The 21,466-nt window shown below is 60.3% G+C and carries 22 protein-coding genes; 16 read left to right on the forward strand and 6 right to left on the reverse strand.

Annotated features, from left to right (window positions below; genetic code table 11):
• Positions 1 to 59: 59 nt before the first annotated feature.
• The 4 genes from gyrB to dnaA form a co-directional block, all read right to left on the reverse strand.
• On the reverse strand, positions 60 to 2,474 hold the full coding sequence (gene gyrB / locus JNL55_RS05005; RefSeq protein ID WP_293850173.1) for a DNA topoisomerase (ATP-hydrolyzing) subunit B: 2,415 nt from the start codon (positions 2,472 to 2,474) through the stop codon (positions 60 to 62).
• A gap of 28 nt (positions 2,475 to 2,502) precedes the next feature.
• Positions 2,503 to 3,567 (reverse strand): DNA replication/repair protein RecF, encoded by a 1,065-nt coding sequence (gene recF, locus JNL55_RS05010; protein WP_293850176.1) that lies wholly within the window; start codon positions 3,565 to 3,567, stop codon positions 2,503 to 2,505.
• A gap of 20 nt (positions 3,568 to 3,587) precedes the next feature.
• On the reverse strand, positions 3,588 to 4,685 hold the full coding sequence (gene dnaN, locus JNL55_RS05015) for a DNA polymerase III subunit beta (protein WP_293850179.1): 1,098 nt from the start codon (positions 4,683 to 4,685) through the stop codon (positions 3,588 to 3,590).
• Positions 4,686 to 4,905: 220 nt separating this feature from the next.
• Complete coding sequence (dnaA, locus tag JNL55_RS05020; protein ID WP_293850182.1) at positions 4,906 to 6,267, reverse strand: chromosomal replication initiator protein DnaA; 1,362 nt, start codon at positions 6,265 to 6,267, stop codon at positions 4,906 to 4,908.
• Between the two features lie 259 nt (positions 6,268 to 6,526).
• Here dnaA and rpmH point away from each other — a divergent pair, with 259 nt between their 5' ends.
• The 7 genes from rpmH to JNL55_RS05055 are packed head-to-tail and all read left to right on the forward strand — an operon-like array spanning position 6,527 to position 11,879.
• Positions 6,527 to 6,661, forward strand: a complete 135-nt coding sequence (rpmH, locus tag JNL55_RS05025) for a 50S ribosomal protein L34 (RefSeq protein WP_161810250.1) — start codon at positions 6,527 to 6,529, stop codon at positions 6,659 to 6,661.
• A 41-nt stretch (positions 6,662 to 6,702) separates the two neighbouring features.
• On the forward strand, positions 6,703 to 7,068 hold the full coding sequence (gene rnpA, locus JNL55_RS05030; protein WP_293850189.1) for a ribonuclease P protein component: 366 nt from the start codon (positions 6,703 to 6,705) through the stop codon (positions 7,066 to 7,068).
• Positions 7,053 to 7,295 (forward strand): membrane protein insertion efficiency factor YidD, encoded by a 243-nt coding sequence (yidD, locus tag JNL55_RS05035; protein WP_293850192.1) that lies wholly within the window; start codon positions 7,053 to 7,055, stop codon positions 7,293 to 7,295. Before rnpA ends, yidD begins: the two co-directional genes overlap by 16 nt.
• Positions 7,288 to 8,982 (forward strand): membrane protein insertase YidC, encoded by a 1,695-nt coding sequence (yidC, locus tag JNL55_RS05040; protein ID WP_293850195.1) that lies wholly within the window; start codon positions 7,288 to 7,290, stop codon positions 8,980 to 8,982. Before yidD ends, yidC begins: the two co-directional genes overlap by 8 nt.
• Positions 8,983 to 8,989: 7 nt before the next feature.
• Positions 8,990 to 10,351: a tRNA uridine-5-carboxymethylaminomethyl(34) synthesis GTPase MnmE gene (mnmE, locus tag JNL55_RS05045; RefSeq protein WP_293850196.1), complete on the forward strand. Its 1,362-nt coding sequence runs from the start codon at positions 8,990 to 8,992 to the stop codon at positions 10,349 to 10,351.
• Positions 10,352 to 10,368: 17 nt separating this feature from the next.
• On the forward strand, positions 10,369 to 10,749 hold the full coding sequence (locus JNL55_RS05050) for an eCIS core domain-containing protein (RefSeq protein ID WP_293850199.1): 381 nt from the start codon (positions 10,369 to 10,371) through the stop codon (positions 10,747 to 10,749).
• A 56-nt stretch (positions 10,750 to 10,805) separates the two neighbouring features.
• Positions 10,806 to 11,879 carry a hypothetical protein gene (locus tag JNL55_RS05055; protein WP_293850201.1) on the forward strand — a complete coding sequence of 358 codons (1,074 nt, stop codon included), beginning with the start codon at positions 10,806 to 10,808 and terminating at the stop codon, positions 11,877 to 11,879.
• A 10-nt stretch (positions 11,880 to 11,889) separates the two neighbouring features.
• Here JNL55_RS05055 and JNL55_RS05060 read toward each other — a convergent pair whose 3' ends face one another.
• Positions 11,890 to 12,792: a c-type cytochrome gene (locus tag JNL55_RS05060; protein WP_293850203.1), complete on the reverse strand. Its 903-nt coding sequence runs from the start codon at positions 12,790 to 12,792 to the stop codon at positions 11,890 to 11,892.
• A gap of 206 nt (positions 12,793 to 12,998) precedes the next feature.
• Between JNL55_RS05060 and ada the strand changes: the two genes are divergently transcribed.
• Complete coding sequence (gene ada / locus JNL55_RS05065) at positions 12,999 to 14,075, forward strand: bifunctional DNA-binding transcriptional regulator/O6-methylguanine-DNA methyltransferase Ada (RefSeq protein WP_293850205.1); 1,077 nt, start codon at positions 12,999 to 13,001, stop codon at positions 14,073 to 14,075.
• A gap of 84 nt (positions 14,076 to 14,159) precedes the next feature.
• Positions 14,160 to 15,011 (forward strand): dienelactone hydrolase family protein, encoded by an 852-nt coding sequence (locus tag JNL55_RS05070; protein WP_293850207.1) that lies wholly within the window; start codon positions 14,160 to 14,162, stop codon positions 15,009 to 15,011.
• Between the two features lie 58 nt (positions 15,012 to 15,069).
• On the opposite strand, the gene JNL55_RS05075 is transcribed toward JNL55_RS05070, so the two are convergent.
• Positions 15,070 to 16,359, reverse strand: coding sequence for a metal-dependent hydrolase family protein (locus JNL55_RS05075; RefSeq protein ID WP_293850210.1), 1,290 nt, complete (start codon positions 16,357 to 16,359; stop codon positions 15,070 to 15,072).
• Between the two features lie 155 nt (positions 16,360 to 16,514).
• Here JNL55_RS05075 and JNL55_RS05080 point away from each other — a divergent pair, with 155 nt between their 5' ends.
• From JNL55_RS05080 to JNL55_RS05110, 7 genes are all read left to right on the forward strand, one after another.
• Positions 16,515 to 16,781 carry a Flp family type IVb pilin gene (locus JNL55_RS05080; RefSeq protein WP_293850213.1) on the forward strand — a complete coding sequence of 89 codons (267 nt, stop codon included), beginning with the start codon at positions 16,515 to 16,517 and terminating at the stop codon, positions 16,779 to 16,781.
• A complete protein-coding gene (locus JNL55_RS05085; RefSeq protein WP_293850216.1) occupies positions 16,768 to 17,976 on the forward strand; it encodes a pilus assembly protein TadG-related protein in 1,209 nt (402 codons plus the stop codon). Before JNL55_RS05080 ends, JNL55_RS05085 begins: the two co-directional genes overlap by 14 nt.
• Positions 17,977 to 17,984: 8 nt before the next feature.
• Entirely contained in the window at positions 17,985 to 18,797 is an 813-nt protein-coding gene (locus JNL55_RS05090) for a hypothetical protein (protein WP_293850219.1), read from the forward strand.
• Positions 18,798 to 18,800: 3 nt separating this feature from the next.
• The gene (locus tag JNL55_RS05095; protein ID WP_293850221.1) at positions 18,801 to 19,511 is read left to right on the forward strand and encodes a hypothetical protein; all 711 of its coding nucleotides are present in this window, start codon (positions 18,801 to 18,803) and stop codon (positions 19,509 to 19,511) included.
• Positions 19,508 to 19,654: a hypothetical protein gene (locus JNL55_RS05100; protein WP_293850223.1), complete on the forward strand. Its 147-nt coding sequence runs from the start codon at positions 19,508 to 19,510 to the stop codon at positions 19,652 to 19,654. The genes JNL55_RS05095 and JNL55_RS05100 overlap by 4 nt, the downstream gene beginning before the upstream one ends.
• A gap of 23 nt (positions 19,655 to 19,677) precedes the next feature.
• Positions 19,678 to 20,475, forward strand: coding sequence for a Flp pilus assembly protein CpaB (gene cpaB / locus JNL55_RS05105; protein WP_293850225.1), 798 nt, complete (start codon positions 19,678 to 19,680; stop codon positions 20,473 to 20,475).
• A 3-nt stretch (positions 20,476 to 20,478) separates the two neighbouring features.
• Positions 20,479 to 21,466, forward strand: a 988-nt coding sequence (locus JNL55_RS05110; RefSeq protein ID WP_293850227.1) for a type II and III secretion system protein family protein, incomplete at its 3' end; no start/stop codon positions are given.

Here is a 21,466-nt window from a genome sequence, read left to right on the forward strand (position 1 = left end):
TTATATTTTTCAATACGGCGACCAATCCTAATGGATTGGCCGCCTATCGTTAGATTTTATTAAATATCCAGGTTGGCCACTGACAGCGCGTTCTTCTCAATGAACTCGCGCCGCGGCTCCACTTGGTCGCCCATCAGCGTGGCGAAGATGTCATTGGCCGCCAAAGCATCCTCGATCCGCACCTGGATCAGGCGACGGGTCTGCGGATTGATGGTGGTGTCCCACAACTGCTCGGGGTTCATCTCGCCCAGCCCTTTGTAGCGCTGGATGGACTGCCCTTTGCGGCCGGACTCCATCAGCCAATTGATCGCTTCCTTGAAGCTGCCGACGTCCTGCTTGTTGTCGTTCTTGGCGATGTACGCGCCAGGCTGCAACAGACCGCGCAGCGTCGCGCCCAAATCGGCAATGCTCCGGTATTCGGCCGACTCGAAGAACTCGCGATGGATGTGCTTCTCCTGAGTCACACCATGCTCGGTCCGAGCCACCAGCAAGCGCGGCGTTCCGCCGTCGACCGCAGCCATCACCCGCACTCGATACTTGCGAGCTGCATCGTCATGGGAGTTCAGCTGGCCTTCGAAAGTACGGCCCCACTGAGTCAGCCAGTCGAGCTGATCATGGTTCGACGGAGTGACTTCGGGCATGTACAGCAACTGCTCGAGCACGCGCTGGTCATAGCGACGCGATGAGCGCCGGATGATCGCGGCCACTTCAGTCCAGCGACGAGCCATGGTTTCCAACGCCGAGCCCGTGACAGGCTGCTGTGCCGGGTCGGCGAACAGCTGCGCGTCTTCGAGAGCATGGGTCAACAGCATGGAATCGAGTTCGGCCTGGTCCTTCACATAGTGCTCGGACTTGCCCTTCTTCAATTTGAACAGCGGCGGCTGAGCGATATAGATGTGTCCGCGCTCGATCAGCTGCGGCATCTGGCGATAGAAGAAGGTCAGCAGCAGAGTGCGGATGTGCGAGCCGTCGACGTCCGCGTCGGTCATGACGATGATGCGGTGATAGCGGAGCTTGGCGACATCGAAGTCGTCCGCGCCGATGCCACAGCCGAGCGCCGTGATCAGCGTGCCGACTTCGGCCGACGACAGCATCTTGTCGAAGCGCGCCTTCTCCACGTTCAAGATCTTGCCCTTGAGCGGCAGGATGGCTTGAGTGCGCCGATCTCTACCCTGCTTCGCCGAGCCACCTGCCGAGTCACCCTCGACCAGGAACATCTCGGACAGCGCCGGATCCTTTTCTTGGCAGTCGGCCAACTTGCCGGGCAGGCCGGCCAGATCCAGAGCGCCCTTGCGGCGAGTCATTTCACGGGCCTTGCGAGCAGCTTCGCGGGCCCGAGCAGCTTCCAGCACCTTGTTGGCGACAGCCTTGGCCTGCGGCGGGTGTTCCATCAGGAACTCTTCCAGCTTGGCAGCCACGGCGGATTCGACGATGCCTTTGATCTCGGACGAAACCAGCTTGTCCTTGGTCTGCGAGGAGAACTTCGGATCCGGCATCTTCACGGACAGGATGGCGGTCAGGCCTTCGCGGGCGTCGTCGCCGCTCATGGCCACCTTGTCCTTGGCTGAGAACTCTTTATCGATGTAGGCATTGAGCGTGCGGGTCAGCGCGCTACGGAAGCCGGCCAGATGAGTGCCGCCGTCCCGCTGGGGAATGTTGTTGGTGTAGCAGGACATGGTTTCCTGGTACGAGTCATTCCACTGCAGGCCCAACTCCACCGTGATCGCATCCTGTTGGGTGCGAAACCAGATGATGGTGTCGTGGATGGACTGGGCATTGCGGTTCAAGTAGCGAACGAACTCCTTGATGCCACCTTCGTGATGGAAGGTCTCACGCCGGTCGTCGCGCTCATCGATCAGCTCGATCCGAACGCCCGAGTTCAGGAACGACAGCTCGCGAAGCCGCTTGGCCAGTACGCTGTAGTCGAACTCGATGTTGGTAAAGGTCTGGGCGCTGGGCTTGAAGCGAATCGTGGTGCCGCGCTTCTGAGTCGTCCCGATGACCGCCAAAGGCGCCTGGGGTTCGCCGAGCCGGTATTCCTGCTGATGGAGCTTGCCGTTCTGGTGGATGGTCAGCAGCAGGTATTCGGAAAGGGCATTCACTACCGACACGCCGACGCCGTGCAGACCTCCCGAAACCTTGTAGGAAGAGTCATCGAATTTGCCGCCGGCGTGCAGGACGGTCATCACGACTTCGGCCGCCGATCGACCCTCCTCCGGATGGATATCCACAGGTATTCCACGGCCGTCATCGGACACAGTGACCGACTGATCGGCATGGATAGTGACGGTCACTTGTGAGCAATGTCCCGCCAGTGCTTCGTCGACAGAGTTGTCGACCACCTCGAACACCATGTGATGCAGACCGGTGCCGTCATCGGTGTCACCAATGTACATTCCGGGGCGCTTGCGGACCGCGTCGAGGCCCTTCAAGACTTTGATTTTGCTGGAATCGTAGACGTCTTTATCTGTCATGGTCCGGCCTGAAATTAGAGCTGCGGAATTATACCATTGACCCGAAATTGCCTTGTTTCACGTGAAACCTACGGCCAATTTCGATGCCCTTCAGACCCCGCTCGTGGACTGAAGTAACGATCAACTGACTGGGGATCTCGGCGATCGCCAGAAGAAGTTTCCCCAAGTTATCCACATCCAGCTCGGCTGCCGGATCGTCCAACATCAGGGTGGTCGGCGTGGCTCCCAACGCGGTGTGACACTGCAGTTGGGACAGGATGAAAGCGGCGGCCAACATCTTCTGCTGACCTCGGGACACTCGATCCCTTGCCGGCGTGCCATCGACCAAAAAACTCAGATCTGCCCGGTGAGGACCCACATGAGTGGTCTTCAACCGCAGGTCCCTAGATATGGAGTCGTGCAAGGCTTGTCGCAAGTCGGCCTCCGCCGGCCAACCTCGCCGATACACCACTGTCGTGCCCGGCCCAACCAGCCGAGCCGCCAAAGCCTCGAAGTGCGGCCGGAGCTGATCGACATAAAAGGTCCGCAGCCGATCCACTTCCAAACCCGCCGAACAGAAATCTTGATCCCAGGCATGCAGCAGCTCTTCAGCCTGAGCCGTCCTGAGCGCGGCATTCCTTTGAGACAGAGCTCGCTGGTAGCGCCGCCAGTAACCGAGGAACTCACGTTTCACGTGAAACACTCCCCAGTCCATGAGTCGACGACGCCGGGCCGAACCCTCCTCCACTAACCGGTGCACGCCCGGATCGATGATTTGCAGCGGCAACACCTCAGCGATGTCCGCAATGCCCGAGATGCCCTGACCAGCGAGTTGACCCTGAGTACGGCCTTGAGTGTGCTCAAGCCCGGCAGTCAGGAGTCCGCGATGGGTTGCCAGTCGGCCAACCACTCGAAAGTAATTGGTGCCTTCGCGCTTCAGCTTTTCCGCCTGGGCGCTGCGAAACGATCGTCCGTGACCTAGAAAGTAAATCGCCTCCAGCAAGGAAGTCTTGCCGGAGGCGTTGTCACCAATGATGCCGGTCGAGCGCGAGTCGAAGTCCAGGCTGGCGTGTTCGATGCAACGGAAGTTATCGACCGTGATCGCAGTCAGCACCGTTGCCAGCCTGTCATCGCTTACAGCCGCATCGGCATGACGACGTATTTGGCTTGCGGAGAGGCGTCCGAGCTCAGCAGGCAGCTGTTGTTCGCGTCCGTGAGACCAAGCACGACGTCGCCGGTATCCACGGCGGCCAGCGCATCCAACAGGTAATTCACGTTGAAGCCGATTTCCAGCTCTTCACCGGCGTAATCGATCTCCAACTCCTCTTCGGCCTCTTCCTGCTCAGGGTTATGGGATTGCAGAACCAGTAGGCCAGGGCGCACCGCGAGCCGAATACCTCGGTACTTTTCGTTCGACAAAATGGCCGCACGCTGGAGCGCCGAGCGCAGCACATCGCGATTGGCATTGATCCGTTTGGTCGGATTGCTCGGGATCACGCGGCTATATTCGGGGAAACGGCCGTCAATGAGCTTCGAAGTGAAGCGAATGTCGCCGATCTGGGCGCGAACGTGGTTGGTTCCGATCGCCAGTTCGACATTGCCTTCGCCAGCCAACAGGCGCTGCAGCTCCAGCACGCCTTTACGCGGCACGATGACCTGCTGGGTCGCGCCCGCTTCATGTTCGAGCGTGGTTTCGCAATATGACAGACGATGACCGTCAGTCGCGACCGTTCGCAGTATTTTCCCGTCCGCTTCCAGCAACATGCCGTTGAGGTAGTAACGCACATCCTGCTGCGCCATCGAAAAATGGGTCTTGTCGAGCAGGCGGCGCAGGGCGGACTGCGAAATCAGCAGAGCCTTCTGAGCTCGGATGTCTTCGACGGTGGGGAAGTCGCTGGCCGGCAAAGTTGCCAGCGTGAAGCGGCTCTTTCCGGAGCGAACCGTGGCGCGCTCGCCTTCCACCGCAATGGTGACCTGAGCTTTGTCAGGCAGCGCCTTGATGATGTCGAGCAGCTTGCGACCAGGCAGCGTGATTTCGCCAGCCTGCTGGAGATTCACGGTGGCCTTGGCCACCAGCTCGACTTCCAGATCCGTAGCGGTGATGGAGAGCTGATCGTCACGACCCGTGATCAGGACGTTCGCCAGGATCGGCATGGTCTGCCGACGCTCCACAACGCCGATTACCGCCTGCAGTGGTGCGAGGATGCTTTCCCGCTCAGCACTGAACTTCATCGTGGTCACCTTACCAATCTTAATTAGGTATTAATGTTTAGATAAGAATTATGATGATTATGAAGGCACGGCTTCGCTGTGTATAACCCATTTTTTCTGTGCGTCATCAGCAGCTTGCCATCATCAAAACTCATCCGAAAAGTGCGCCCGAACTTGTCTCGAAACTGTTGGCTAGTTGTGGATAAATAAAGCCCACGCTTAGCTCACAAATTATCCACAGTCATCCAGCCAGGGTTCTCAACAGGTTTGAGTAATCCTCGCTGGTGCGAGTGTTCGACTCCCGCAACTCCTTGATTACCCTGCATGCGTGCAACACCGTCGTGTGGTCACGACCGCCAAAAGCATCGCCGATCTCCGGCAAGCTATGACTGGTCAGCTCCTTCGACAATGCCATCGCCACCTGGCGAGGTCGGGCAATCGAGCGGCTACGGCGCTTCGACAGTAAATCAGCTACGCGGATTTTGAAGTATTCCGCGACAGTCTTCTGAATGTTCTCGATGGTCACCAGGCGATCCTGCAGAGCCAGCAGGTCGCGGAGCGCTTCTTTGGCGAACTCCATGGTGATGGCGCGACCGGTGAACTGCGAGTTGGCGACCACGCGACGCAGGGCGCCCTCGAGCTCGCGAACGTTGGACCGAATGCGCTTGGCGATGAAGAACGCCACTTCATCGGGCAAATCGACGCGCGTTGCCGCGGCCTTGCTCATCAAGATGGCCACGCAGGTTTCCAGCTCCGGCGGCTCGATGGCCACCGTCAGGCCCCAGCCGAAGCGCGATTTCAGCCGCTCCTCCAGCCCGTCGACTTCCTTGGGATAACGATCGCAAGTCAGGATGATTTGCTGCTGGCCTTCGAACAATGCGTTGAAGGTGTGGAAGAACTCTTCCTGCGAACGATCCTTACCGGCGAAAAACTGAATGTCGTCGATCAGCAGCGCATCGAGCGAGCGGTACGCCGTTTTGAAATCGTTGATGGTGTTGTGCTGAAGCGCCTTCACCATGTCGCCGACGAAACGCTCCGAGTGCACATAGGCAACCCGGGCGCGGTCATTGCGAGCTTTGATCATGTTGCCGACGGCATGCATCAGGTGGGTCTTGCCCAGACCGACGCCGCCATAGATGAACAGCGGGTTGTAGGCACGGCCGGGATTCTCGGCAACCTGGAAGGCGGCCGCACGACCGAGCTGATTGCTCTTACCTTCGACGAAATTCGCAAAGGTGAAATCGGGATTGAGCCGGCTGCCCAGCACCGTCGGAATGTCGCGGATCGGGGCGGGAGCAGGCATCGCGGTACGAGCGGCGACCGGCTGATGAGTGTTGATGGTCATGGCCGGAGACATTGGCCGCGAACCCACCTCAAGTACCACCGCCGGCGTGGGCTCCTCGCCCACCGCATCGACCAGCTCGGTAATCCGGCCAGCCACGTTCTCGTTCACCCAGTCGACCACGAAACGGTTCGGTGCCAACAAGCGCAACGTGCGTCCGTCCTCGACGGCCTGTAACGGCCGAATCCACGTATTGAACTGCTGCTCCGGCAATTCGACTTCCAATTGCGCGAGACAGCGGCGCCACAACGAACCCTGCACGGATTTCGTCCCCTAATCGATCGAGAAAAAAAGAATTGTTCTGCGCCAGGTCAACGCGAGAGCCGGCGAGTCTATACCGTTGCACGCCAGGTTATCCACAGGCCAGGGGTGCGAATTTTGTGCCCGGAAAAGCCCTGGCGCGCTTGACACTACGGGGGGTGGTGCGTAGTCTTGCCGCCCCTCTACGCGCGCCAGCATGTACTTGTTTTAGCGCGATTTCTGGCCCCAGCCACCGAACAGTGTTTGTTGAGACGCACGCATGAAGCGCACTTACCAACCCAGCAAAGTCAAACGTCAACGTACCCACGGTTTCCGTGCTCGCATGGCCACCCGTGCAGGTCGCCAAGTCCTCGCACGCCGCCGCGCCAAGGGCCGCAAGCGCCTCACGGTCTGAGCGTCGTTGGCAGCGGCGCTTGCACTCGTCCGATTCTAGACTTGCCAGCTCCGCTCCGAGCCTTTCAACCGGCGCAGCGTCTCCGGCATAAATCCGAATTCGATCGCGTCTACCGGGACTCGCGCCGCTCCACCGACGGTTGTTTCGCGATCCTGACTCGTAACAGCGGCGGCACGATTCCCAGACTTGGATTATCGATTGCCGCACGCATCATCGGTAACGCCGTGCGGCGTAACCGCATCAAGCGTCTGATTCGGGAATCGTTTCGTCAGCATCAGCATGAACTGCCTGCGGTGGACATCGTCGTCAATGCGCGCTCCGGAGCTCGCGATGCGGATAACGCCGCTATCGTGCGCAGCCTGGAAAAGCATTGGCGCACGATCGTAAAACAATGCGCCGCCTCTTGACCGCAGCGATTCGCGCTTATCGCTACTTGATCAGTCCCATGCTCGGGCCCACGTGCCGCTTTTACCCGAGCTGTTCCTGCTACGCCGAAGAAGCCTTGCAACAACATGGCGCGGCTCGCGGAACTTACCTCACGGTGCGCCGCCTGATGCGGTGTCACCCCTGGAACGAAGGCGGATACGACCCGGTGCCACTTCCTCACAATACCAAGCCGGTTCCTCATGGATAACCAACGCGTCTTCATCTGGGCCGCGCTTGCGCTGGTCCTGTACCTCAACTTCATGGCCTGGCAGAAGGACTACGCTCCTCCGCCTGCTCCCGTGGCGGCCGCGGCTGCTCAGTCAGCAAACGGCACTGCTACTCCAGCCAATGAAACATTGCCGGAATTGCCGTCGGCCTCGACCGAGGCTCCGTCTGTGCCGAACGCTGGGTCGGCCACGCCTGCTGCAACTAATGAAGCAGCGCCGGCGAATGCGGCGGTCATTCGCGTGCAGACCGATGTGTTGTCGCTCGATATCAGCACACGTGGCGGCGAATTGATTCGTGCCGACCTGCTGAAGTATCCGGTCGAAAAGAATCGGCCCGATCTGTCGGTGCGTCTGTTCAATCCCACGCCGCCGTTGTACGTGGCGCGTTCGGGTTTGCGAGCCGCGGATCAGCGCGCCGAACCGACGCATCAAGCGACATATCAATCGGCAGCGAGCGAATACACGCTGGCGGCTGGTGCGCAGGAATTGGTCGTGCCGCTGACCTGGACCGATGGCAACGGCATCACCGTGGTCAAGACTTATAAGTTCAAGCCCGGCAGCTACCGCATCGATCTCAGCTACGACGTGGTGAACACCTCGGACAGCGATTACAAGGCGGCTTCGTATGTGCAGCTGGTGCGCCACTACGAACACGTCGAGCGCTCCTACTTCAAGGTCGAGACTTACGCGTATCGCGGCCCCGCCATCTATGACGGCAAGGCCTATCGCAAGCTGAACATCGAGAAAGAAGAAGATCGCGCCTTCAAATCCACCATCACCACGGGTTGGATGGCTGCGCTTCAACATCACTTCGTTGCCGCCGCCGTGCCTCCGGCCGGTGCCGCTTACGACTATCAGCTGAGCCTCGATAGCGACAACGACTTCGTGTTGGGATATCGCGGTCCGCTGGAGACCGTGCCCGCCGGCGGCAAGCACACATTTAATGAAGCGCTGTTCGTCGGTCCCAAGCTGCAGGCGCAGCTGGCGCCGACTGGACCGGAGCTGCAGCTGGTCGCCGACTACGGCAAGCTGACCATCATTGCGCAGCCCTTGTTCTGGTTGCTCGAGAAAGTGCACAGCGTGGTCGGCAACTGGGGCTGGGCCATCATCCTGGTCACCTTCCTGATCAAGCTCGCCTTCTACAAGCTGACCGCCGCGAGCGGCCGCTCGATGGCCAAAATGCGTAACCTCGGGCCGCGCATCAAGGCTATTCAGGAACGCTACAAGGACGACCGCGAACAACTCGGCCGTCAGATGATGGAGATCTACAAGCGCGAGAAGATCAATCCGCTCGCCGGCTGTTTGCCCATCCTGATTCAGATTCCGTTCTTCCTCGCCTTCTACTGGGTGTTGTTGGAGAGCGTCGAGATGCGGCAGGCGCCGTTCCTCGGTTGGATCACCGATCTGTCCTCGCGCGATCCGTTCTTCATCCTGCCGTTCCTGATGGGCGGCGCGATGTTCGCGCAGTTCAAGCTGCAACCGATGCCGAGCGCGGATCCGGTGCAAGCCAAGATCTTCATGTTCATGCCCATCATCATGTCCGTGACCATGGCCTGGTTCCCGGCCGGCCTGGTGCTGTACTGGTTGACCAACACCTTGTTGTCGATCGCTCAGCAGTACCGCATCAACAAGCTGGTGGCCGCGGAAGACAAGAAAGAAAAGAACTGAGGCGGCGATGGCAGCCCGGCCCGGCGACACTGACACCATCGCGGCCATCGCGACGCCGCCGGGTCGCGGTGGCGTCGGGATGGTGCGAGTCTCAGGCAGCCTGGCTCCGACGATTGCAACAGAAGTGCTCGGCGATTTGCCCGAGCCGCGGCACGCCGTGCTGCGAATCTTTCGTGACGCCGACGGCGAGATGCTCGACGGCGGTCTGGCGCTCTATTTTCCCGGGCCCAATTCGTTCACCGGCGAAGATGTTTTAGAGCTGCACGGCCATGGCGGCCCGATCGTCATGGATATGCTGCTCGCACGCGTGCTCGGTCTCGGCGCGCGAGTTGCCCAGCCTGGTGAATTCACTCAGCGCGCCTTTCTTAACGACAAGATCGATCTGACTCAGGCCGAAGCCATTGCCGATCTGATCGACAGCGGTTCGAGTCAGGCAGCACGCGCAGCGCTGCGTTCACTGCAAGGCGAGTTTTCGGTCGCTATTCATTCATTGACCGAAGCCGTCACCGAAACGCGGATGCATGTGGAAGCCGCCATCGACTTTCCCGAAGAGGAAGTCGACTTTCTGGCCGACACGGTGCTTCACGAACGCATCTCTTCCACTATCGATCTGTGCGAGCAAATCACTGCGAAAGCTCAGCAAGGCGCGTTGCTACGAGAAGGCATGACAGTCGTCATCGCCGGTCGGCCGAACGCCGGCAAGTCGAGCTTGCTGAACCGGCTCGCCGGATATGAAGCCGCCATCGTCACCGACATTCCCGGCACGACTCGGGACGTGCTCAGAGAACGCATTCATATCGACGGCATGCCGCTGCACATTGCGGATACCGCCGGCCTTCGCGAAGACGCCGATGTTGTCGAAGCCGAAGGTATCCGCCGTGCCCGCAACGAGATGACTCGAGCCGATCGTATTCTTTATGTGATCGACGCCACTCGGGCACTCGATGACGAAAGCATGCGCGCCGAACTGGCTAGCTTGCCGGCAGAGATCCCAGTCAGCGTGGTGCTGAACAAAATCGATCTGGCCCAGGCGCAGTCCCGTTACGAACAATCGCAACCGCCTCGCCTGCACGTGTCCGCCACCACCGGCGACGGCATCGACCTGCTGCGTGAACATTTAAAAGAATGCATGGGCTTCCAAGGCGCCGGCACCAGCACCATCTCCGCTCGCCGCCGGCATCTCGACGCGCTGAATCGTGCGTCCACTCATTTAAATGAAGCCCAACGCCAGCTCACTGAAAAGCGTGCCGGCGAACTGATGGCCGAAGAGCTGCGTCAGGCTCAACAATGCCTCGGCGAAATCACCGGCGAGTTCACGCCCGATGATTTGTTGGGACGTATCTTCACCAGTTTCTGTATCGGGAAGTAGCGGACCCGGCCGCCATCATGCTCGGCCACCGCTCTGCCATCCCCACCTCTCACGCTGCCGCGCTTCGCGAAATTTTTGGTGAACCGGTCGAGCAGGTTCGAGTCATCGAACACTCGTTCTATGCACGGCTGCATTTCGGCGCGAGAGCGACCACACGTCGCGGCCGAATCTTGCTGCGAGGAGCGGCGGCCGATTTCTGGAACGATCCTGAACTGATTCTGCACGAGTACTTCCATGTGTTGCGCCAGTGGCAACCGCGTCGACTCACGATCTGGAGATATTTAAAAGAATCGGCGCGCAACGGCTATTGGTACAACAGCTACGAAATCGAAGCGCGCGCCTTTGCGGCGTCGCACTGGCGCGCACTCAACTTGCGATTGCAAACGTGGCAGGAATGAGCGGAGGATTGCGTTAGTTACCTTCGCCGGCCCCGATTCCGGACGTGGAGGTTACGATGCAATCGCTCAGAACTCTTCCTACACGCGCCCTGCTAGCAGGCGCGATAGCCGCGATCCTCGCGAGCGCAGCGCAAGCAGATGTGACTATTCAGGAGCGCATGTCCATCAGCGGCGCCGGCTTGATGAAGATGGCGAACATGAATGGCACCACCACCACCATGATCGCCGGGCAACGCGCGCGCACCGAGAGCAATCTGCAGTTCGAATCCGGGTTGATGCGAACCTTCGCGCGCGGCGTCGGCGAATCGACCGAGATCGTGCAGCTCGATCAAGACAAGATGATCTCGGTGGACAACAAGAAGAAAACCTACACCGAGACTACTTTTGCCGAGACCCGTGCGCAGCTGCAGAAGGCCTCTCAGCAGATGCAGGAAGCACAGGCCGCGCAACAGAAGGGCACATCGGGCGTCGACGATTCGCAATGCGAGTGGTCTGAGCCGAAAGCCGATGTGCAGCGAACCGGAGAGAGAGCGAGCTTCGCGGGTTTCGAAGCTGAGCGAGTGACTGTAATCGCGACTCAGTCTTGTAAGGACAAGAGCACCGGACAGGTGTGCGATTTCGGCCTAGTGCTCGATCAGTGGGTGGCGCCAAATTTCACCGCCTCGGCGGAAGCTCAGGCTTATCAACTCGCCTTCGCGCAGAAGATGGGGCTCAACGCCGCGGCGTCCCGCGATTTCGCCGAGCGTGCGCAAACCATGTTCGGTCGCTATCAAGGGCTGTGGCAAGAAGTCGGGACCAAGATGCGCGACGTGAAGGGGTATCCCATCAAGCTCAGCTTCAATCTGGGCGTCGGCGGTCCGCAATGCCAGAGCACGCAACAGACTCAAGCGGCTGGCGGCCCGGCCTCGCCGCCTAGCATCGGCGAAGCTTTGGGCGGCGCGTTGGGTGGCATGTTCGGTAAGAAAAAAGCCGCGGCCACGCATGAACCCACTGCGATGCCGGCGCAGCTGCCCGGCGGACTGATGTCGTTGATGGGGATGAGTAGCGAGCTGGTGTCGGTGACCAACCAAGCGCTGGCTCCGCAAACCTTCGAGCCGCCGGCGGGCTACAAAAAAGTAGCCGCCGACTGAAGCCAATGAATCAACGCGTGCCGGACGCTTTGGGCTGCAGGGTCTTCAAGAATCCAAACAGCGCATCGAGTTCGGTATCGCTCATGGCGCGCAGGCCTTCGAAGGGCATCACTGCGATGGCGCTGCCGTCCGCTCGCTTGCCTGTGCGCATCATCTGACGAAACTCTTCAACCGAGGCGTAACGAGACATCGCGCCGTCCGCAGCTGAAGTCAGATTCGCCGAGGCTGGCCAAGCCGGCGGTGCGCCCGGGATTTTGCCACCGGCCAAGCCTTGACCATGGCAACCGACACAAGACTTGGAAATGTACTCGCCTTGCTGATGCGTATCGTTGGGAACGCGAACCGGCGCGGATATTGTGTGATCGATTTTCTCGGCTGCGTCCTGAGCCATGCCGAAGGCATAGAGCGCCTTCACCATCAGCGGCATGCGCAGCTCGGCCTTGCGCTCGGCCGACGGCGGCATGGAACGAATGTAAGCAACCAGCGATGCGATATCTTCATCGGCCATCTGCGCATAGTCTTCGCTGGGCATGACAAAGGCCGGCTTACGGGTCGGCTTCAAGCCGTGTCTGAGCAACGCAATCCAGTCGGTATCGCTATAGGTTGCGGCCGCTCCGCCGCCACCGCGAGTGACGTTCGGCGAGTGCACGTAGAATCCAGAGTTTGGATCCTCAAACACCACCTTGCCTTCGCCTCGCGCGCCATGACATTCCGAACAGCCCCGCGTAACGAACAAATATTCGCCCCGCTGCAGATTCGGAGTGAAGGATCCGAAATTGGCCGCTGCGACCTTCACGTCGACCACGCGATTGAGCTTTTGGTCGCTGAGCAATACAGCCGCGCCAGCGATGACACCCACGCCCGCGGCTAGCACCACCAGCGAGCCTCCAACGATTTTGATGAGCTTGTTCATGGCCGCGTATTCTGCATACCGATGCAGCCATTACAGCGTACCAATGGGCAGTCAGCACTGGCCCTGAAGAGCCATGCCCAGGACTCACTTTCGCCAGGGTCAGGCTAGACTGGGACGACCTGCCTGGCGGATTACACAGCAAGAGGCGGGAATCTTCCCCGCCGGCGGCACGCGACACTGCAACCTCGGCAATGAGGAGAGTCGCCATGTCGAAGCACGAATTGAACGACGAACAGCGGTGGGATGCAGTCCAGCGGCGCGATGCCAGTCGCGACGGCGAGTTTTTCTACGGGGTTATGACCACCGGCGTTTACTGTCGGCCGTCATGCAAATCACGGCTCGCGTTACGCAAGAATGTTCGCTTCTTCGGCACCCCCGAAGACGCCGAACGCGCCGGCCTGCGCCCCTGCAAACGCTGCCGGCCGACCAGCGGTGCGACCAATGTGCTGAATCAAGTAGTGCATGAGTTGGCGCGGCAGATCGATGCCGAGCCAGAGCGCAAGTTCAGCCTCGAACAATTGGCCAAGCGTGCGGGCTACAGCCCGTTCCATCTTCAGCGTAGTTTCAAAGCCATCATCGGCAGCAGCCCGAAGGAATATCAAACTGCTGCTCGCGTGCGCACGTTGAAAAAAGAGCTGCGCAACGAAGCGCCGGTTGCCGACGCGATTTATCAAGCAGGCTTCGGTTCGGGCAGCCGCGTCTATGAAAAAGCCGACGGCCAGCTCGGCATGACGCCCAGCGAATATCGCAGCGGTGGTAAAGGACTCACCCTTTCTTACGCCAGCGGCCAAACCCCGCTGGGACTGATGATGATCGGCGCCACCGATCGCGGCATTTGTTTTCTGCAGTTCGGCGATTCCGAACGTGCGTTGCTGGCGGAACTGAAACAGCAATTCGCCTCGGCAGCGGTGCAGGCCATGCCGGATAGCTCACGCGGCGAGTTCGAATCCTGGATAGCGGCACTCAATCGGCATCTGCGCGGTCTCGAACCGCGGCTGGATTTGCCAATGGACGTGCGAGGCACGGCCTTTCAGCTGATCGTGTGGCGCTATCTGCAACAGGTGCCGTATGGCGAAGTGCGCTCGTACTCAGAAGTCGCGGAGGCCATCGGCAAGCCGAGCGCTGCTCGAGCGGTGGCTAGAGCCTGCGCGACCAACTCGGTGGCGTTGCTGATCCCGTGTCATCGCGTGGTCCGCGGCACGGGCGAACTTGGCGGTTATCGCTGGGGCATGCAACGCAAGCGGGTGTTGCTCGATACCGAGCGCGCCGCCAGTAAACGATGAATGGGTCACACCTTCGCCGCTTGCACGCTGCGCGCTCGTGCTGATAATGAGCGCGCATGCGCTGAGCATGCTGCGGGAGGCGGTATGTGCCTGGGTTGTATCGACGAAGAGAGTGAGTCACCGCCGACGCGACGGGATTTCATTGCCACTGCTTTGCAATTGACCGCCGTGTCCGCGCTCGGCACCACTGCGGTGGCCGATGCCGCGGCCCGAGTGTGGGACATCGAAGGCCGCGGCCTCACTATAGATAATGCCGGAACCTTGTTGCCGGCCTACACCGCGGTGCCGATGGGCACAGACAACCGCACCACGGTGGTCATCATTCACGACCGGCCCGGCATTCCCAAGGAATTGCAGGAGTTGGCGCGTGACGTGGCTCGAACCGGCTACGTCTCGCTAGTCGTCGATTGCGCTCGGCGTGGCGCGGCCAAAATTTCCACCCATCCGGATGCGTTGCTCAGCGAAGCGCTCACCCGTGACGTGCAAAGCGACGTTCGCGCCGGCATCGAGAACTTGAACGGCACGCTGCCGAACGCCAATCCGGTGCTCATCATCGGCATCGGCAACGCGGGCTACACAGCGCTGCGTATGGCTTTGAACGATCCGCTCGGCATCGTCGGCGTAGTTACCGTGTCGACGCCCATCGAAGCAGCGGTCAAGTCGAGAACCGATCCGCGACCCGATTTGATTACCTTGCTGGCGCGGCTGAACGTGCCCGTGCAGTTCCACGCCGGCTCAGCGGATCCAGCCATTTCCAGGGAACAGTTGAATTGGTTGGGCCGCTTCGTCGCGGTCGAGCCCGATCGCCGCGAACTCTATATTTATGGCAGCGCCGGCCCGGGCTTTTATCTGGCCTCGGCGCCGGACTACGACAAGGGCTACCAGATGCTGGCGCGTCGGCGGTGGCAGGAATTCCTGGCCAGACGTTATAGCTGACCCGGCTCGTACCCTTTAGCCCAACCCTCCGGCGCCCGCCGGAGGGTTCACTTCTGAGTTACGGCTGTACGACCACGTGACCGTGCTTCATTACGAACACGGGCTTCTCGGTCGAGGCGATGTTGGCCAGCACGTTGCCTTTCACGGCGACGATATCCGCGAGCTTGCCTGCCTCCAGCGTCCCCACTTCGTTGCCGATGCCCAGCAACTTCGCTGACTCACGTGTGCCCGAGATCAGCGCGGCCGCCGGCTGCATGCCGATGTCCACGAGCAGCGCGAATTCCTTCGCGTTCATGCCGTGCGGAGACACACCTGAGTCGGTGCCCAACGCAATCGGCACACCCAGCTGCAACGCCTTGCGGAACACCTTCTCGTGTTCGGTCAACGTGGCGCGCGCTTTGGCGGCGATGGCCGGCGGGTACTTGTCCGCCATCTGATTCACCCAATACACAGCCAACCGCGTCGGCACCAGGTAGGTGCCTTTGGCTTTCATCAGCTTGAGCGTCTCGTCGGTCAGGAAGCTGCCGTGCTCGATGGAATCCACGCCGGCTTCGACCGCCTGCCGAGCAGCGAGATCGCCATGACTATGCGCCGCGACCTTTCTTTTCCAGGCATGGGTTTCCGAAACGATGGCGGTCAGTTCAGCCGGCGTGAGCTGCGGGACATCCACCGGATCGGCTTCCGACAGCACGCCGCCGGATGAGCAAATCTTGATCACGTCCGCGCCCCACTTCAGCTGGTAACGCACGGCCGTACGGCATTCATCCGCGCCATTGCATACACCGTCCATCACGCCGAGCGGCGCGACTCGATCCGGTGGGAACGGCCCTTGGTCGCAATGACCGCCGGTCGAACCAATCGCGTGAACCGCTGTAAGAATAGTGGGGCCGGGGGTGACGTCGACGTTCACGGCGTTACGCAAACCCACGTCCACGAACTCACCGGCACCGAGATTACGAATGGTGGTGAAGCCCGCTTCGAGCGTGCGCTTTGCATACACTGCGGCGTAGTGCGACTGCTCGGGCGCGAACCGATACATATCGGTGTGGAAGCCCTTGTAGTAGTCCGCTTGGATCTCGCTGGTGATATGAGTGTGCGCGTCGATGAAGCCGGGCAGCAGCGTCGCATCGCCGAGATCGATCACCTTCGCATTCGCCGGCACTGAGCCCGCGCCGATGGCTTTGATCTTATTGCCCTCCACCACGACCGTGCCGCCGTTGCTCAACGTGCCGGACTTGCTGTCGAACAGATAGGCCGCTTTCAACACGACCGGCTGCGAAGTCTCTGCGGCATGCACTGAACCTGCGGCCGCGATCATTGCCAACGCCAACTGCACTGCTAAACGCATTGTGTCCCTCCCGGGTGGTGGTGCGGCACCCTAGCCCAATCACACTACAAAGGAAAACTGTTCAGGCATATCTAGCAAAAAACGCATTTATTGGCCGCTTTGGGGCCGCCACGCGCCATTAACGTGTTCGCCCATCGACCCACAAGGAGAGTGCGATGAGCTTTAGAAAGATCCAACGCGGCCAAGGCATGAGCGAGTACATCATCATCACCGCATTGGTGGCGGTGGCCGGCATCGGTTTATTCGCTGCCTTCGGCGATGTGTTGCAAAACCAGATGGCCGGCATGAGTCGCGAAATGGCAGGTCAGTCCGCGACCCAAGACATCAGCGATGCCCAAGCGTCCGCCACCACGGCACAGAACCGCGCGGCGCAGGCAGACAGCCTTTCCAACTACAACCAGCAAACCAATGCTGCCCAGTAACCGTCACCGGGGGCAAATTGCTCCGGTCGCTTTATTCGGAGTCCTCATGAGCAGTGCTGTGTTAGTGGCGATGTTCAACATCGGCCAGAAAGTGACGGAGCGATCTCAGGTCGCGAATGCCGCGGATGCCGCTGCGTATAGCGGAGCGGTGTGGACAGCGCGGCATCTCAACTTCATCGCGTATTCCAACCGCGCGATGATCGCGAATCATCTCGCCGTCGGGCACTTCGTGTCGTACGTCAGTTGGGTGCGTTACATCAACGACTCGCTGGAGGCGATTGATCGCGTTACCCAATGGATTCCGTACGTCGGCCAGTACGTGGACATGGCGGAGCAAATCTCCGCGGAGGTGCGCGATGCAACCGAGCAAGCGGCCGATATCGCGGTGCCGGCCATCGACGCCTGGAATACAAATATTCGCGCCGCTCAGGCGGAAGCGCAGGCGTCGCTCGCTTTTCGCAATGTCCAAAACTTGATGGAACAGACCGGCCAAACCTACGACCGACACATTCTCATCAATAATCGCGCGGCTCTGTCGCGCTTGCCGGAAGAACTGCGAGCATTGTTGGAAGCGCAGCTGATGACCCAATCGGCGGCCGTGCCCACCTTCATTCAACGCTACGGCGCCGGCCGCGACGACAACTCGTTACAACAGTTGGTGAATGCCAGCCTCACCGGCAACGCCGACCTACGACGATGGATAGCTGGCGAGCGTGGCTGGCGGGACAACTTGCTCGCAGTCCAGCTTCGCAAACGAGGCGCGACCGCTATGAGCCAGACCGCGAACGGCGCTGACTGGCGTGCCGAGGATCAGCTGCAATTTCGTACTCGCGGCCTGCTCGGTTGGCACAACTGGCAGCGCATCGGCGACCGCGTGAGTAGCGCGACCGCGCGTGAGTTCGACTCGGATTACTCCGGCGTTGCCGCTTACTACAACGTGGCCGGCCAGCCGAGCGACGCTTCGCTGCGTATCGCGGCTATAGCGACGAAATCGCAGTCACGCGTTGCGACGGCAGATCTTCTCGGCTTGAGGTCGTCGGATCATCCGCTGGCAGTCGCTTCTGTCGCGCGTGTGGAATTCCGCCGACCGCGCGGCCCCGCGTTCGCAGCCATCGGTGAGCGCAGGCACGAGTACGCAAATCTGTTCAACCCATTCTGGGAAGCGAAGCTCGCGCCCATCGCGTGGAGCTTCTGAGCATGCGTATGAGAACGACAGTTCGTGGCAACGCTTTGCTGGAGACCATCATGGCTCTGTTGGTCCTGACCCCGTTCCTGGGCGGCATCGCTCTGCTCGGCAAACAACTGGATTTGAAGCACAAGAGTTTTGACGCGCTTCGTTATTCGGTGTGGGAACGGACTGTGTGGAGCGAGCGTGGTGCCAACGGCAAATCCGATGCTGATATCGCTACGGAGGCACTCGATCGCTCGTTCGGTCACCCGAAAGTCGGTGTGTCCAACTTGGATCTGTTGCATTCGGCGGGTGTCTCGCAGAACCCGCTGTGGCAACACCATCGGCACTCTTTGTTGCTGCCTTCGCCCAGCGGCGCCATCTCCTCGGTCTCGACTCTCGATGCTTCGCCCCTCGACACAGGTTACCTCTGGATGCCCGGACTCGCGCATGGCTCCGGCCCCGTGGGCACGCTCGCTCACGCGCTACAGATGGGCGACTTGGGACTGAACCGCCGCTCGTTTGCCGGTGCCACTGTCGAAGCAAGCATTCGGCCGCTGCTGGATCGACGCGAATCTGCGCAGCCACTGATTCAACGCGCAACCGGTGCGCTACTCAGCGACGCTTGGTCGGCTCGCGACGAGAACGAGTTCGGCCGCAGAGTCGATCGCATCACTGCCAACGAGTTCATCGAAGCTTTGGAATCACCCGGTCGCCCGCTCTCCTTACTCGCGCGAGGTAAAGGCGAACCCATTTATGGCGAAGGTCAGTACAGCTGGGATCCTCAGCTACGGCCGCGATCCAACGCTCTGCCCTCTGCCTATGTCGTCGAGCGGGAAAGGGAGTAAGCCATGCCCATGAACATTCTCACGATCACGGCGCTGGTCCTCACGACGTTGCTAGCCCCGGCGCAGGCAGAGCGCCTCGTTCGCACCACGCAAACGCTGCCGGATCTCGCCGCTCCGCCTCAAGGCACGGCACAGTGGATCGCGCGACGCATGCGAATGAACGGTCTGCCGATGACTCTGAAAGCGTTCGAGTCGCGGTTGTCTGCCGACGCTGTGCTTGCTCACTACGAATCGCAGCTCAGATCGTCCGGCAGCCATGAAACACGGCGATCGATGAGTTCACCGTGGCAGGTGCTCATGTTCCGGTCGCACGATCACTTCGTCACTGTGCATGCACGCACTGTGAGCGGAGGCAGTGAAGGCACGATTCTGGTCAGTCCGGCGCTCGATCCCGCGCGACTTCGTGTGCACTCTGATTTTCCGCGCCCGCCAGCGGCTCGTATCGTCAACTTGCAGCAGTACGACGATGCCGGCATGCAATCCGAGCACATCAGTTTTACGAGCGAACGTAGTCCCTTCGTGGAAGCGCAAGCGTTCTCTGAACTTCTGATTCGCGATGGCTGGACCAAGATCGACACGCGTCCTACCTATAAAGCTCATCGCGGCTTCGTGCTGGAAGCACAGCGGGACGCCGAACAGGCACTGCTTGTCGTGATTCCCGACGCTGCGCGCCCGACCAGGACCGCCGTCGTCGTCACTTGGAAGAAGTCATGAAACTGCAGCGAGGCTGGAGCTTCGCCGAATACCTAGCGGTGCTCGCCGGGCTGATGGTGCTGTGGCGAGGTGCGCAGGCGGCGTTGGCCCTGTTGATCGAATACCACGATGAGTTTTCCTGGACCCTGATGATTCCCTTCTGAACGCATCGCTCAAGGAACGAGCAATGAAAGGCCTCTGGATCACCACCCTCATGGTTGGCGGCGCACTTGCCGCTGGCAGTGGCGCTGCTTATCTAGCCAAGCGCTACATCAACACTGAGATGCGCTCGGAACGTGAGCAGCTCCACAAGCAGTATCAGCTGGTCAGTGTCGTGGTCGCGAAAGCTGACCTGGCGCCAGGAGCTGTGCTTTCCGGCCAAACCGTCGCACAGCGCGAAGTACCGAGCACGTTTCTCCATGCTGACGCTGCGCGCTCAGAGCAATGGGGCGACATCGCCGGCCGAGTCTTGGCGCGTGCCGTACGCAGCGGCGAGACCATCCTCAACTCACATCTAGCTCAAGCGATCGGTGCAGGATTCTCCGCACAGCTGCCCGAGGGCATGCGAGCGCTGACCTTTCCTGTCGATGAGGAGGCGTCGATATCGGGAATGCTCGCGCCGGGCGATCGCATCGATCTGCTATTCACGACGGCGGCGGCCAACGACAGCGTCACCATGCCATTGCTGCTGGCCGTACCCGTGATTGCAACGGGATTGCGAACTCAGAGTAACGAGCACTCCTTGCCTGAGAGGTTGCAGTCAGGCCCGTTCCGCACCATCACCGTGGCCGTGACGCCGACCGACGCGGCGAAAATCACACTCGCGCAAGAAGCGGGAAGAGTCACGGTTGCCCTTCGTCAGCCGAACGATCTCGCCGTGAGCCGCATTGCTCGCGTCACCAAAAGCAGTTTACTGAAAGGCGATGAGCCGGCGAGCTCAGCGAAGCCACGACTGCACGTTCAAATCATTCTCGGCGGAGTTTGAGCCATGAGCATCCTTGTTCATGCCGGCGCGTGGTTGGTCACAGCGCTAATGCTCAACACCTCGTTGCCCGAAGCGCTCAGTCAGGCGCCTGTCGCCGTGCTCTCGGTTCCGCAGGGACAAAGCTTGGTGATTCGCACGCCTGGGGTGAAGCGCGTGTCCGCAGGCGATGGCGCGACTATCGACATCAAAGTGCTCGATGACACGCAGGAGATCCTGGTGCTCGGTCGCAAGGCCGGCACGACGGATCTGCGAATCTGGTCTCGCGATGGATCTAGCGTCGCTTATCTCGTGCAAGTGTTGGGCGTCGTCGATCCTCTCGCTGCGCCGCCGGCTTCGTTGCAGGCCGAGTCGACCATTCTGATCAAAGCTCGGCTGATTGAAGTGCGGAAGTCGGCTCTGCGCGATATCGGCATCGATTGGGCGGACGTCGCTGCGGGCCCCGTTTTCAGCAGTGCCGATGGCGTGGATTTGGCCACGACGCTCGATTCAATGATTCATTTACTGATGAATCGTGGCGATGCGCGTTTGCTCGCCGAGCCGACGCTGACTTGTATCAACGGCGGTCAGGCGGACTTCGTGGTGGGCGGCGAAGTGCCGATTCCGGTGCAGAACCAGGACGGCGCGTTGAACGTGGTGTTCAAGCAGTTCGGCATCCTGCTCAACGTCGCGCCTCGCGCCAACGATGCTGGCCTGATTCGCACCAAGGTCGGCGTCGAAGTCAGCAGCGTCGACAAAGCCAATGCTGTGATGGGCATTCCCGGCTTTGCCACACGCAAGACCAACACCGAAATGAATGTGCAGTCCGGTGAGCCCATGGTGGTGGCCGGATTGTTCAGTGCCGACGATGCCAAGACCGTGACCAAGCTGCCTGCGCTCGGCTCGCTGCCGATTCTAGGTGAGCTGTTCAAGTCGCGTCAGTTTCGTCGTGGCGAGACCGAGCTGGTCGTGCTCGTCACACCTCAAATCATCGATGCAAGTTCCAATGCGGTGA

This window comes from Steroidobacter sp. (assembly GCF_016790065.1).
In the GTDB taxonomy this organism is placed as follows: domain Bacteria; phylum Pseudomonadota; class Gammaproteobacteria; order Steroidobacterales; family Steroidobacteraceae; genus Steroidobacter.